The following is a 12,784-nucleotide window of genomic DNA, read 5'->3' as shown; positions in this document are numbered from 1 at the left end:
GGTTTCGCCGAGGGTCGCACGGGTTCGACCCCTGTCAATAGGTCGTATATCGGCGCCAAGGAGGAGCGGTTAGCCTCATCCGATCAGGGAGGAGGAGCCCATGAGAATCCTGAAATCGCTCGCCAGCGCCGCAGCCGCAGCGCTTCTATCCTTTGCGCCGGCGCTGGCCGAAACGCCGGTGGTGCGCGCCGCGCTGCAGCTTTCCGGCACGGTCAACTGGGAAGCTGACACGATCCGCCACTACCGTTTCGACGAAGCGACCGGCTTTTCCCTTGAGGTGAGCGACGTCGCCGGTGCGCCGGCGGCACAGATCGCGCTCGTTGCCGGCCAGGTCGACATGATCGTCTCCGACTGGCTCTGGGTGGCGCGCGAGCGCGCCGCTGGCCGTGATCTCGTCTTCATTCCCTATTCCCGTGCTGTCGGTGGCCTGATGGTGCCGGCCAACGGCGCGGCCAAGGCGTTGGGAGACCTCAAGGGGCAGAAGATCGGTGTTGCCGGCAGCCCGATCGATAAGAGCTGGCTGATCCTGCGCGCCTATGCGCAGAAGGTGGAGGGGTTTGATCTCGCCGGCTCGACGGAGCAGGTTTTTGCCGCACCGCCGCTGGTCTACAAGGCGGCGCTTGATGGCGAGGTGCAGGCCGCCCTGAACTTCTGGAACTTCGGGGCCCGAATGCAGGCGGCGGGCATGCGTCCGCTGCTGACCATCGACCAGGCCACAAAAGCCTTGGGGCTTGATCCGGAAACGCCGCTCGTCGGCTATGTCGTGCGCGGCGAGTTGCTGAAGACACATCCTGGTCTTGGCGAAGCGATTGCGGCGGCGTCCCGTGCCGCCAAGGAAAAGCTCGCCTCCGATCCTGCCGCCTTTGAGCGCATTCGCTCGATGATGAAGGCGGCGAACGATGTGGAATTCGAGGCGCTGAAGGCCGGCTTTCTGGCCGGAACACCGAAAACAGGCGCGGTCGATGAACAGGCGGCTGCCCGGATGCTCGCTCTCATGACGGAGCTTGGCGGCGCCGATCTCGTCGGGGACCTGAAGGAACTTCCCGATGGCGTTTTCCTTCATCCCGGCAGCTGAGCCGGTTCTCCGACTTGATCTCGAACGCGGCGGGCCGGGCCATTTGCTCGGCCGGATGGTGCTTTCGCTGCTTCCGGGTGAAACGGTAGCGCTGACCGGCCCGTCCGGCGTCGGCAAGACCTCGCTGCTGCGCATCATCGCCGGTCTCGACCGCGCCTTTGACGGCCGGTGTGAAACGAGCGAACGGATCGCCATGGTCTTTCAGGAGCCCGTGCTCTTGCCCTGGCGCACGGCCATCCAGAATCTCACCATCGTCGGGCGTATTGGCGAAAAGGAGGCGTGGCACTGGCTGGAGGATGTGGGGTTGGCGGGGCTTGGCGATCGTTTTCCCGGTATGCTCTCCCTCGGCCAGCAGCGGCGGCTGTCGCTTGCCCGCGCTTTCGCCTGCGCGCCTGACCTGCTTCTCATGGACGAGCCTTTCGTCAGCCTCGATCCGGCTCTGGCATCGGAAATGATGGCCCTGTTCGAACGCCTGATCGAAGCACGCCCCTGTGCGACCTTGCTCGTTACGCATGTGCGGGCCGAGGCCGAGCGGTTGGCCGGACGCGTCCTGCGGCTTGAGGGGCGGCCCGCGCGGCTCGTCGAGGACCGCCAGAAGGCCGGCGCATATTTCCAGTTGCCAGTATCGGGCGTCACGATGTCGAGATCGTAGCCGGTCTCGTTGACACGCCGTGCGGTTGGAAGACTGCTCTTCGCTGCCTCATCGACGAACCGGCGGCCGAGCGCCTGGTGTTCGACGAAACCACGCCCCGCGCATCAGGTTGAGCCCGCAGTTGAGCTCGCCAATGGGCGCCGGCCTCCGCAGCGCGACGGTCCCAGTCGGCGGCGGCGTCCGGGTCTTCGTGGTTGCCAAGGCCGTTGTCGTCGAGCTGGACATCTAGGTCATCGCCCCCGTCCAACCGGCGGCGGCGCAGCTACTTCATCACACAGCGTCAGCTCCTCGGGTTTGAGCGTGCCGCCGCCCTCCGTATCCGTTTGGGCAGCTAGCGCGGCATTGGCGGGAAACAGCAGGCTGGCGGCGAGAGTGACGAGGCGCACGGCGTTTTTTCTGTTCAGGCTTTTCGCGCGGTGAGGCCACGGGCAGGGTCGTAACCCCAGATGGCAACGAGGCCGAAGATGACGAAGGCGGCGAGCGTGACGGCGAGCGCCGTGAGGTTGCCCTTGGCATAGAGGGCAAAGCGGATCAGCTCGACGGCATGGGTGAAGGGATTGAGCGCGCAGAGATCCCTGAGGTGCGGCGAGGCCTCGGCCATCTTCCACAGCGGGTAGAGGGCGGAGGACAGAAAAAACATCGGGAAGATGACGAAGTTCATGACGCCAGCGAAGTTTTCGAGTCGTCGGATGAAGGAGGACAGCAGCAGGCCGAGCGCGCCGAGCATCATTGCGGCGGTTAGGATCGCCGGGGCAGCGGCGAGATAGCCGAACCAGGGGAAGCGAATGCCATAGAGTGCTGCGATGGCGAGGAAGGCGTAGGCCTGCACAACGGCCATCAGGCTACCTGCCAGCAGCCGGCAGAACAGCAGCCACCAGCGCGATAGCGGTGCTGTTAGCAGCAAGCGCATCGAGCCCATTTCCCGGTCATAGACGAGACTGAGCGAGGATTGCATGCCATTGAACAGCAGGATCATGCCGACCAGCCCCGGCACGATATAGATCTCATAGGTAATATAGGTCTGGTAGGGCGGCGTGATCGCAAGACCGAGGGCTGCGCGAAAGCCCGCGGCGAAGACGAAAAGCCAGACCAGCGGCCGCACCAGCGCCGCGACGAGCCGCCCGCGCTGGCCGATGAAGCGCAGCGCCTCGCGGTGAAGGATCGCCCGCAGCGCGACAAGGGGATGCGAGTGAAGGAAACCGCCCGTTTCTTCTTCGATTGACGGGAAAGCCTCGACCGTCATGCCTGTTCTCCTGTCAGAGCAAGGAAGCGGCTGGTGAGATCGCCGCCGGCGATGTCGCCGGCCTCGCCATCGGCGAGTACCTGGCCGCGATGGAGAATAATGAGGCGATCCTTCGCCCAAACCTCGTCCACCAGATGGGTCGCCCAGAGCACGGTCAGTCCCTGTGAGGCGAGATCATGCACATGCGCGGTGATCGCCGCGCGCGAAGCGGCGTCCAGTCCAACCGTTGGCTCGTCGAGCAGCAGCACCTTCGGCCGGTGAAGGAGGGCGCGGGCGATCTCCATGCGCCGGCGGTGGCCGCCGTTGAGTTTCGAGGCTTTTTCCCCGGCACGTTCTGCCATACCGAGCCGGTCGAGTGCGGCCATGGCGCGTGTCTCTGCTTCACGCCCCGAAAGACCGTGCAGGGCGGCGAAGTACAGGAGGTTGCGCTTGACGGTGAGATCGGGATCGAGCGTCGAGGCCTGAAAGACGACGCCCATCCGGGCGAGCGCTGCGCGCGGTTCGCGCGCCAAGTCATGCCCCGCGACGGCAATACGGCCGCCGTGCGGCGTGAAGAGTCGTGTCAGCATGCCGAACAGCGTCGATTTTCCCGCACCATTCGGTCCAAGCAGGGCGCAGAAGCGGCCGGGCTCAACGGCAAAGGAAACATTGTCGAGCGCGCGGCGCGTTCCCCAATCATGGTTGATACCTTCGATCCTCAAACCGCTCATGGTGCCTCACTCTATGGTGATCTTGACCTGTTGTGTCTCGCCGGTGCTGCCCGGAATTTTCAGCTGGTAGCTGCCCGGCTTGATCGCGATGAAGCTGATTTCCGCTTCGCCGGCCTCGTCGAACTCGATGGAATCGACGCCGAGCGGGCGGATCTCGATGCCTTCGACGACGATCTCGTTGAGCCAGATGGCGCGGAAGAAGCCGGCGCCTTCCAGCGCCAGTTCCTGGCTGCCATCGGCCTCGATCTTCAGCGTGTAGTATCTGCCGGATTTCAGGGTCATCGGCCTTTGGGCGATCGGCTGGCCAGCCGAGAGCGTAAGGCCGGGCAGCGTCTCGCGGTTGGATTTTGACAGAAGGCCGGCAAGACCGATCATGGCCTCCGGCTTGGCCTCGTCATCGCTGGCGACCGCGGCGAGCGGGACGGCAGCGAGCAGCATGGTGGCAAAAATTGCTTTTTTCATCCCGCCCTGCCTCTCAAGTCATGGCCGGGTCGCCGCGCCCCAGGGGAAGCGGCCGACTCTGATGGATTTCACGGGCTCCAGCGTCGCGACATCAATGACGGTCACGTCGCCGGAGACGCCGTTGGTGGTGAAAAGCTGCGTGTGATCCGGCGAGAAGGCGAGGTGCCAAACACGGCGGCCGACGAGCACGTATTTCTCGACCGCAAAGGTTTCGGCATTGATGACGGCCACATGGTTGGCCGGGCCGAGTGCGACAAAGGCCGTCTTGCCGTCGGCGGTGAATTCGAAGCCGACGGGCTGGATAAGGTCGGCGTTCACGCCCGCGATCTCGAAGCGGATCTTTACCTTTTCGGTTTGCGTCGCAACATCGAAGATGGTGATCGTGCCGCCGATTTCCGAGGAGACCCAGAGCTCCGTGCCGCCCTTGGCGAATTCGGCATGGCGCGGGCGGGATTCGACCAGCGTGTTGGCGAAGATCGTTTTCTTCTCCGTATCGATCCAGTGCGCCATGTTCGTCGTTTCCGAAGTGGTGATGACGATCTTGCCGTCCGGCGAGATCGCCATGCCCTCGGGCTCGATGCCAACATTGATCTGGCCGACCACCTGCCGTGTGTCGACATCGACCACGGTCGTCACCGCATCGTCCTCGTTGGCGATCCAGAGATGCTTGTCGTCGGGCGCGAGAATGAACTGTTCCGGGTCCTCGCCGGAGGGCAGGTCGTGCAGGATTTCGCCGGTCGCCGGGTCCATCACCTGCACGGTGTCACTGTCGGAGGCGCAGATATAGACGCGACTGTGGTCGGAATTGAAGGTAATGCCGCGCGGCCGCTCGCCGGTCTTGATCGTGCGCACGACCTCGAGCTTGGCCGTGTCGATGACGGAGATCGTGTCGTCCTTCTCGTTCGTCACCCAGATTTCACCGGACGGATCCGATGCGGTCGCGGCGAGAAGGGGGGCGAGCAGCAGGAGCGGAAAACTCATCTCATTCTCCAAAGGCGGTGCAGGAGCTTTCGGGCTTGTCGAGGCCCAGCGTGTCCATGTCATTGGTCTGATGCAGATAACCGTCGAGTGGTGTCAGCTCGACGAGCGCGCGAGAATTGACGACCGCCATCGGCTGTCGCAACTGGCCGTTCCAACTGCGGTAGCTGAGGCTGCGGCCCTTGAAGCCGTCGAGGGCGAACTTGTCCGAGAGGATGAAGGCGCGCAGCACTGCCGGATCGGCGGAGTTGGTGCGCGTGACCGCCTCGCCGATGGTCCTGAGCGCCGCCCAGGCGGCATAGTCGCGTGAGTTCATCTCGCGGCCCGTGGTGTTCTCGAAACGGTTCTGCAGCTGTACGGCAGCCCATTGCTCCAAGACTGGAGCCCAACCTTCGCCACGGAGCCCATCCGCACCGGCTACCGGGCGCGGCAGCCAGGTATTGTCCTGCACATAGCGGGCGAAATCGTCGGATTCATCGGCGATCAGCAGCACGTCGTAATCTGGAAAGTCCTGCGTGAAGAGCGGGATTTCCTGGCCGGCGGCGCGGCGTAGATCCGTGTCGAAGGTCCAGTTCTTGGAAGCGAGGATATCCACCCCGAACTTTTGCGCGGAGGCGCGCAGCGTTTCGGCGTAGGCCGTGTCTTCCGGCTTCGGCCCGACGATCAGCACCGTGCGCGTCCAGCGCCGGGCCTTCAGCACCTGCATCAAGGCATCGGTGCGCATCGCATCTTCCGCCATCGTGTGCAGCAGATTCGAGCGGCAATCCATATCGCGCAGCCGCCGTGCACCGGAGGCGATGTCGAAGAGCAGGGCGTTCTTCGCTTCAGGCAGATCTGCGACGGCGAGCATGTCTTCGGGCGTGGCTTCGAGGAACAGGATTTTCGAGGTGGCAAGTGCCTTTCGCGCTGCGCTGGGGAAGTCGCCGCCGGCTTCGACCGAGACGACGGCAAGGCTGTAGTTCTGGCCTAGAAAGCCGCCAGTTGTTTTCGTGTCCGTCAGCGCCACTTCAGCACCGGCGATGCCGCGATCCGGCGGGATCGAATCGAGATTGGAGAGCACCGGCGGCGTCTCCACGACCTGCCTGATATAGGTCATCGGTATGGCGATCTCTGCCGCGGCCGACGACGCGAAGCAGACGATCGCGACCGCGAGGCAAAGCCTCCTACGGCACGCTGCAAGACTTGCCGACATCTCACGTCCTCCCGGCAAAGAGCATGGCGGCATGGCGCACACGCCGAAATACGACCTTGGTGCCATGGGGCGGGGCGACCTAGGTCGCATATCGGCGGCGACTGGTGTGCCGTAGAAAATAACCCGTGTGAAATGCAAGGGAGGGACCGCATGTCGGCCAACATCATTCGCGGCGGGATTGCCGCAGCCATCCTGCTGGCAACGACGGGCCTGGTGATCGCCCATGGCGACGTGGCGCCGCAACCGGTTAACACGGACGCGCTGCCGGACGTGGGCGAGGAGTGGCAGACCGAAAATCCCTATCGCGAGGCGAAGGCTGGTCACGAAGTCTGGCTAAAGGCGGTCGAAATCGGTGCCTCGGGCTTCAACCAGAATTGCGCCCGCTGTCATGGCCTGGGCGCGGTCTCCGGTGGTCTTGCACCCGACCTGCGCTTCCTCGAGGCGGAAGAGGCGGGTGACGAGTGGTTCATCGAGCGCTTCCGCCACGGATACACGCAGGACGGCACGACCAAGATGCCGGCCTTCGGCGACATTCTCGGTCAGAAGGCCGCGTGGGCGATCCGCACCTACGTGGAAACACGCCCGGAGGATGGTGCACTTGATGACCATGCTAAACGCCTGCACGAAATCCGCGACGAACTCGGCTCCGGTAAGGTCGCCGACACCGCCGCTTTGAAACAGGAACTCGAGACGATTGCTACCGCCGTGAAGACGGCCTCCGGCGCGCCGGTCGCCGACAGCGTCACCTATGAGGCGGCGCGCATACTCTCGGACAAGCCGGAAAGCTGGAAGAAGGCGGCGGAAGTTCTGACCGTCGGCCTTTCAGCCACGCAGTAAGAGCCGCCATGCGCCGCGCCTTTCTAGCCTGTCTCGTAAGCGTCGCCCTCCCGGGCGGCGCTTTTGCGCGTTGCGAAGGCTACAAGCCCCAGCCCAAGCCGCAGAACACCTTCGCGCAGGATGTCGGCCGGGATTTCGACCGAATCATCGACGAGGGCTGGATTGAGTTCGCCGTCTACGAGGACTATGCGCCCTGGTCCTATGAGGAAAAGGGTAAGCTGGCCGGCGTGGATATCGAGATCGGTCGCCTGATCGCCAAGGCCCTCGGCGTCGAGCCGAAGTTCCGGCTGGTTGCATCTGGTGAAAACCTGGAAGCCGACCTGCACAACTATGTCTGGAAGGGTGCCGCCGTCGGCGGGCGGGTGAGCGACGTCATGCTGCATGTGCCCTATGACAGTGCGCTCGTCTGCCGCATCGAACAAGTCACCTTCACCGGCCAATACGCCACCGAAAACGTTGCGATCGCCTATCGCGCGGCCGATTACGAAGACCAGGCGCCGACACCACCTTTCTTCCGGTTCGATCCCGTTGCCGTCGAGAACGACTCGATTGCCGATTTCTACCTGACGTCGCTGATCGGCCCGGTCGACAAGATCCATCGTTATCGTTCGACCACCGCTGCCATGGATGGGCTGGCGAAGCGCGAGACCAAGGCCGCGATGGGACCGCGCGCCGAGCTGGAGGCGGGTGCGTCCCGTCATCCGGATGACGGGTTGAAAGTTCATTCCCCGACGCTCGTCGGTTTCGGTCGAGGAAGTTGGACTCTCGGCGTCGGCGTCAATTTTCAGCACAAGGATCTCGGTTACGCCCTCGACGAGGCGATCGAAAGGGCCCTGGCCGATGGTGAAATTGCCCGCATCTTCGAAGGGCATGGCCTGACCTTCACCCCCCCGCAGCGCTAGTTCCAAACGGTCGAGACGTCTCCGGCGAGATCGACCGCCGTTACGCGGGTGATGGAGCGGGACTGGTGTAGCACGGCACGGATTTGTTCGGCCGACATTAGGCAGAAGGCGGTCGAAAAGCCGTCTGCCATGGCGGCACTGTCCCCCTCCACCGAGATCGTTGACCAGCATGGACGCTCGCCCCTTGGGCCGAGAATATGGAATGCGTTGCCGATCCGCATGGCGGAGGGACTGGAGGTGGCGATGGCGTTGCCGGCAAGGCGGCGGACGGCGATCTCGCCGAGGTGAGGGTCTTCCACCGCGACGCTGAATGGTCCGCCGATTGCGGCAAATTCCCCCATTTCGACGATGGCCTGGCCGTAGCCCGCCTCTCGCAGCAGCTCGCGCACGCGGTCCGCCGCATAGCCCTGCGCGATGCCGTTGAAGGTCAAGGCCTGGCCTCTGCCGAGCCGGACGGGCGATCCAATCTGTACCCTGTCCCAGCCAATTGTCACCTTTGCCTCCGTGCTGTCGCGCCCCTCGGCAAGCGCCCGCCAGAGCGGCTGCACCGTCGGGTCGAAACACCCGCCGGTCTCCTTGTAGAGGTGATCGGCGAGGCCGAACAGATCGATGAGGGCAGGGGGCGGATCGTCGAGATGGCCGGTGGCATTGAGCCGGCTAAGGGCAGAGTCGGGTTTGAACAGGCTCGCCGAGCCTTCGATCTCGGCGATCGTTTCTCCGATCCTGCGGGTCACTTCCTCTGAAATACCATGCGGGCCACGCAGATCGACGCGAACCGTGCCGCCGAACATGTCCGCCTGCCAGGTCGTCATCTCGCACCGGGCGGAACCAGCAAAGGCTACGGCCGCGGCGATGAAGATAAAACGCCGTCGTTTCATGCCCGTATTCCCATTGATATCGGTGCCCGCTTGCGTGCCGCGAGCACTAGCGGCACGCATTGCGCCTTGTCGTCATGGATCGATACGCAGTCGAGGCACTGGAAGCACTGCGAATAGGCGATCTCGCCGGTCTTTTGGATGGCGCCATAGGGGCAGCGCACGCGGCACAGCTGGCAGGGCAAACCGCATTCCACGCGCCGCGGTATCCATTTGCGCATGCGCAACAGGCCGCCCAGCGCCATCAATGCGCCCAGCGGACACAGATAGCGGCAGAAACCCTTGAAGGTGACCATGGCAAGCAGCAGCCAGAAGGCGGCATAAGCGATATAGTACCATTCGCGCTTAAAGAGCGTGGTGATGGCCGTTTTGAAGGGCTCGATCTCGGCCGCCGTTTCGGCCTTTTCTGGCGCGAGAACGGCGACGGCGATCAGGCCCGCGAGTGATAGCCAGGTGCCGGCTTTCAGTCGCTCGTCCCAGATTGGCGGCGGTTTCCATTGTGGCAGCCGTAGCAGGCGGCCGGCGTGATGGGCGAATTCCTGCATGGCACCGAAGGGGCAAAGCCAGCCGCAGAACAACCCGCGCCCGAAGAGCACGAAGCCGGCGATGGCTGCCCCCCAGATCATGAGAGAGAAGGGATCGTAGAGGAGGACGGCAAGATTGCCGCCGCCGCTGATCGTGCGGAGCACGGCCAGCGGTGTCACGATCGACAACTGACCCTGGCCCCACCAGCCAACGAAACCGATGACACCGGCAAGGAAGCCAAGCCGCGCGGGGCGCAGAACCGTCGGCGTTGACAGCCTGCGCATACCGGGGCCGACGGCGGCGAGCAGCCCGGTCAATAACAATCCGAATACCGCTAAGTCCCATTTGCGGGCGACCATAGCCTCTCGCCACGGGGGCATCGCGGCACCGATGTCGGGACGAATGAAGAACTTCTGGTCAGCTTTTAGCACCAGTGGAAAATGCACGGAACCCAGCTCCGGCTTCAGCATGCCATGTGTCCGCACGGCTTGGGCGGACAGCGTCCACTCCCGCGTCGGATCGAAGCCGAGGCGGCGGTCGACGCGCAGCAGCATGGTCGTCCCCTGGGGCACGCCGTCCCGTGCTTCCACCATCATGTCGGCATCGCGCAGCGCCACGGGCAGGCCGTCTTGCTCCGCCGAAAGCCGGTCCGGCGCTGTATTGCGCACGAAATCCGCCGAGACCAGGCCGTGACGGCCCGCATCGATGACGAGGATGGGCTCGTCATCCGGCGACATGCGCAGCAGGCGCTGAAGATCGGCGAAACTCTCTTCGCTAAGGACAGCCCGGGCAACGGCCGGTGGGCCGATATCCATGGCCCAGAGATCGAGATAAAGGCCTTCGGGATTGCCGGCGGCTTCGGGATCGTCATGCGCCCAGATCGTCGCCTTGAAGGCTGCGTCGAGTTTCGCGTTTGTGATCTTGAGGTTCCGGGCGTAGCCGCGTGCGATGAGCGTCGCCCAGTCGAGCTTCTCGTCGATGGCTGCATCGGGGCGGACCGGCGGGCCGCCTGCGATGCCCTGCATCTTTTCGCGCGCCACGGCGAGCGTCGCGGCGAGGATCGACTCGTGGGCGATCCGCACGGAGGCCGTCGCTTTCGTCACGCCGTCGAGATAGACGAGGTCCGAGCCGTTGCCGGCGTCGCCATAGGGTGTGCCGATGACCAGCGACTCGCGGATCGAATGACCGCGATATTGTTCAAGGAAAGCACGCAGCGGCGCTTCTCCAAGGCCGGAAACGAAGATCGGCTCGTTGTGCGAGATAAGCCGGACATCGAGAAAGCGGCCATCGCGATCGATCGTCACGAGCATGTCGATCGGCGCGCCGGAAAAGCCGGGCAACGGCGCGAGTGGTCCGGTTTCGAAGACATAGCCTGCATCCGCCCCGCCGGAATTGAGCAGTGTCCAGACGCCGTTGTTATTCACCGGCTCGCCAAGCGCATAGGGCGGCACGATCATGCCGGCTAGCGCTTCGCGATCGAGCGGGGCCGCGAAAGAGCTGCGGCCGAAGTGCATGAGGCTGAGAATGAGAATGCCACGCAGCGCGACACGCCGCACCAGCCCTTTCTTCATGACCAGATCCTCCCGGTCCGATTCCTATGCGCCTGCGAAAACACCGCCATACGACCAAGGTCGCGGATCGGCTGAAGGCCCGACGGGCTATAGTCATGACGGGAGAATTGGCTGAGATGCGCACCGAAGACCGCCCGTCGGGCACCGTGTACATTTTATCGCTTGGGCTATTCGGCCTGTTCTGGGCGGCGCTTGCCGGCCTGAAGGCGGATCCGACCGTCCTGCCCGGGCCGGACGATGTTGCGCGCGTGTTCTGCTTGGAGGCCGCTTCGGGACGCCTACCGCGCGAACTCCTGGCGACACTGCTGCGCGTCACCACTGCCTTCGTGCTCGCCATGACGGTTGGCAGCCTGCTCGGTTATCTGCTTGGCCGCTACCGGGCGTTTGACCGCTGGGCGGACCCGTGGGTGACGATCTTCATGAACCTGCCGGCGCTAGTGCTGATCGTGCTCTGCTACCTCTGGATCGGCCTTAACGAACCTGCAGCGATCGTCGCCGTGACGCTGAACAAGACGGCGATGGTGATGATCACCGTCCGTCAGGGCGTGCGTGCCTTCGCTCCGGCGCTGGAGGATCTCGCAACCGTTTCCCGCCTTTCCCGCCGCGACCGGCTGCGCCATCTCGTTTTGCCGCAACTCGCCCCCTGGCTCGCTGTCGCGGCGCGCAACGGAATCGCGGTGATCTGGAAGATCGTGCTCGTCGTCGAATTCCTCGGTCGCTCGAATGGCATAGGTTTTCGCGTCCACCTCTATTTCCAACAATTCGAGACCACCCATGTTCTCGTTTACTCCCTTGCTTTCGTCGCGGTCATGTTAGTCGTCGAGCACTTTGTCATCCAGCGCTGGGAAGCACATTCCGTCCGCTGGAAACGGGCGCTCAAAAACGGCTGACGCAGGCTTATAGCGACCTCTGGTGTTCGCGCGACGCAATGACATGTGGTCGGTTCACATCCCTTCAAGGCGAGACGCTGGGACGTTGGCCCAAAGCGGCCATCTCGCGTGGAAGACGAGAACGCAAGAAAGCGGCGCTACGCAGAGATTAAGACGATTGCGGATCTCCGCCTTGTTGATCTCCGCGAGGACCACGCAATCAGGATGGGAGTGTCGACGGATGTCGCGAAATCCTCCCGCGAAACCCTCGCGCGGACGTGGTCGCTTTCCATGAGCACCGATCCGTGCCGGACGGCATCATCTATCCATCCCGCCTGAATGGGCGTACGAATCTCGCGATCTTCGATCGCGCCATATCGAAATTGTCGGCGGTACGCGTCGTACCTTTGATCGGAGCACCAAGCCTTGAAGCGCAGAGAGACGAGCTCAACAAGGACCGATGGCGGTACGCGTAACTTTGCGGACGGGTATGATTACCTCCGATCAGTGATCGGTACTGATCCCCCGGCAAAATTCAGCAGTGAATCGATATCCCAAACTCGTTAAAGCACAACTTTTAATCGATGCGGCAAACTTAAAATTCTGCCTTCATTGCGCCTTTGGAACAAACCCCACAGCAAATCCGAACAGTCGGCCAATTTTCACTAAAGTTTCGAGCGTTGGGTTCGCCGCCCCGGCTTCAATTTCTGCGACTTGACGTCTTGTGAGCGCTAATGCTTTGGCAAACTCCTCCTGCGTCATGCCGAACCCTTTGCGGATCTCCGCCACAGCACCGGGCAGCCTCAGGTCACCGGTTCGAGCACGCTCGGCCAGTGTTCGCCGGTTTTCAAGAATCTCCTCTTTCGTCGGCTTCTTCCATCGAGCCATTTAGC

At 63.4% G+C, this 12,784-nt stretch carries 13 protein-coding genes; 5 read left to right on the top strand and 8 right to left on the bottom strand.

Annotated features, from left to right (window positions below):
- Nucleotides 1-100 precede the first annotated feature (100 nt).
- Both AC0C6X_RS26065 and AC0C6X_RS26060 read left to right on the top strand, forming a co-directional pair.
- Nucleotides 101-1,075, top strand: a complete 975-nt coding sequence (locus tag AC0C6X_RS26065; RefSeq protein WP_247960791.1) for an ABC transporter substrate-binding protein — start codon at nucleotides 101-103, stop codon at nucleotides 1,073-1,075.
- Complete coding sequence (locus tag AC0C6X_RS26060) at nucleotides 1,047-1,727, top strand: ABC transporter ATP-binding protein (RefSeq protein WP_246304540.1); 681 nt, start codon at nucleotides 1,047-1,049, stop codon at nucleotides 1,725-1,727. Before AC0C6X_RS26065 ends, AC0C6X_RS26060 begins: the two co-directional genes overlap by 29 nt.
- Nucleotides 1,728-2,127: 400 nt before the next feature.
- Here the strand turns inward: AC0C6X_RS26060 and AC0C6X_RS26055 are convergent, their stop codons facing one another.
- From AC0C6X_RS26055 to AC0C6X_RS26035, 5 genes are read right to left on the bottom strand one after another with little or no spacing between them, the layout of a single operon-like run.
- Nucleotides 2,128-2,970: an ABC transporter permease gene (locus AC0C6X_RS26055; protein WP_247960792.1), complete on the bottom strand. Its 843-nt coding sequence runs from the start codon at nucleotides 2,968-2,970 to the stop codon at nucleotides 2,128-2,130.
- Nucleotides 2,967-3,680, bottom strand: a complete 714-nt coding sequence (locus AC0C6X_RS26050; protein ID WP_247960793.1) for an ABC transporter ATP-binding protein — start codon at nucleotides 3,678-3,680, stop codon at nucleotides 2,967-2,969. The genes AC0C6X_RS26055 and AC0C6X_RS26050 overlap by 4 nt, the downstream gene beginning before the upstream one ends.
- Nucleotides 3,681-3,686: 6 nt before the next feature.
- Complete coding sequence (locus tag AC0C6X_RS26045) at nucleotides 3,687-4,142, bottom strand: cupredoxin domain-containing protein (protein ID WP_472955967.1); 456 nt, start codon at nucleotides 4,140-4,142, stop codon at nucleotides 3,687-3,689.
- An 18-nt stretch (nucleotides 4,143-4,160) separates the two neighbouring features.
- A complete protein-coding gene (locus AC0C6X_RS26040) occupies nucleotides 4,161-5,123 on the bottom strand; it encodes a YVTN family beta-propeller repeat protein (protein WP_247960795.1) in 963 nt (320 codons plus the stop codon).
- 1 nt (nucleotide 5,124) lies between these two features.
- Nucleotides 5,125-6,312 carry an ABC transporter substrate-binding protein gene (locus AC0C6X_RS26035; RefSeq protein WP_472955966.1) on the bottom strand — a complete coding sequence of 396 codons (1,188 nt, stop codon included), beginning with the start codon at nucleotides 6,310-6,312 and terminating at the stop codon, nucleotides 5,125-5,127.
- Nucleotides 6,313-6,462: 150 nt separating this feature from the next.
- On the opposite strand from AC0C6X_RS26035, the gene pedF reads away from it, so the two are divergent.
- Both pedF and AC0C6X_RS26025 read left to right on the top strand, forming a co-directional pair.
- On the top strand, nucleotides 6,463-7,149 hold the full coding sequence (pedF, locus tag AC0C6X_RS26030) for a cytochrome c-550 PedF (protein ID WP_247960797.1): 687 nt from the start codon (nucleotides 6,463-6,465) through the stop codon (nucleotides 7,147-7,149).
- 8 nt (nucleotides 7,150-7,157) lie between these two features.
- On the top strand, nucleotides 7,158-8,051 hold the full coding sequence (locus tag AC0C6X_RS26025) for a substrate-binding periplasmic protein (protein WP_173519299.1): 894 nt from the start codon (nucleotides 7,158-7,160) through the stop codon (nucleotides 8,049-8,051).
- Here the strand turns inward: AC0C6X_RS26025 and AC0C6X_RS26020 are convergent.
- Together AC0C6X_RS26020 and AC0C6X_RS26015 are read right to left on the bottom strand one after the other, a co-directional pair.
- Nucleotides 8,048-8,929, bottom strand: coding sequence for an FAD:protein FMN transferase (locus AC0C6X_RS26020; RefSeq protein WP_173519298.1), 882 nt, complete (start codon nucleotides 8,927-8,929; stop codon nucleotides 8,048-8,050). The two genes, AC0C6X_RS26025 and AC0C6X_RS26020, sit on opposite strands and share 4 nt — an antisense overlap.
- On the bottom strand, nucleotides 8,926-11,022 hold the full coding sequence (locus tag AC0C6X_RS26015) for a 4Fe-4S binding protein (protein WP_472955964.1): 2,097 nt from the start codon (nucleotides 11,020-11,022) through the stop codon (nucleotides 8,926-8,928). Before AC0C6X_RS26015 ends, AC0C6X_RS26020 begins: the two co-directional genes overlap by 4 nt.
- Before the next feature lie 116 nt (nucleotides 11,023-11,138).
- On the opposite strand from AC0C6X_RS26015, the gene AC0C6X_RS26010 reads away from it, so the two are divergent.
- The gene (locus AC0C6X_RS26010) at nucleotides 11,139-11,912 is read left to right on the top strand and encodes an ABC transporter permease (RefSeq protein WP_173519297.1); all 774 of its coding nucleotides are present in this window, start codon (nucleotides 11,139-11,141) and stop codon (nucleotides 11,910-11,912) included.
- A gap of 588 nt (nucleotides 11,913-12,500) precedes the next feature.
- Here the strand turns inward: AC0C6X_RS26010 and AC0C6X_RS26005 are convergent.
- Nucleotides 12,501-12,779 carry a helix-turn-helix transcriptional regulator gene (locus tag AC0C6X_RS26005; RefSeq protein WP_173519296.1) on the bottom strand — a complete coding sequence of 93 codons (279 nt, stop codon included), beginning with the start codon at nucleotides 12,777-12,779 and terminating at the stop codon, nucleotides 12,501-12,503.
- Nucleotides 12,780-12,784: the final 5 nt, after the last annotated feature.

Source organism: Ensifer sp. VA4 (genome assembly GCF_055710065.1).
This window is presented reverse-complemented; position numbering and strand designations above follow the sequence as displayed.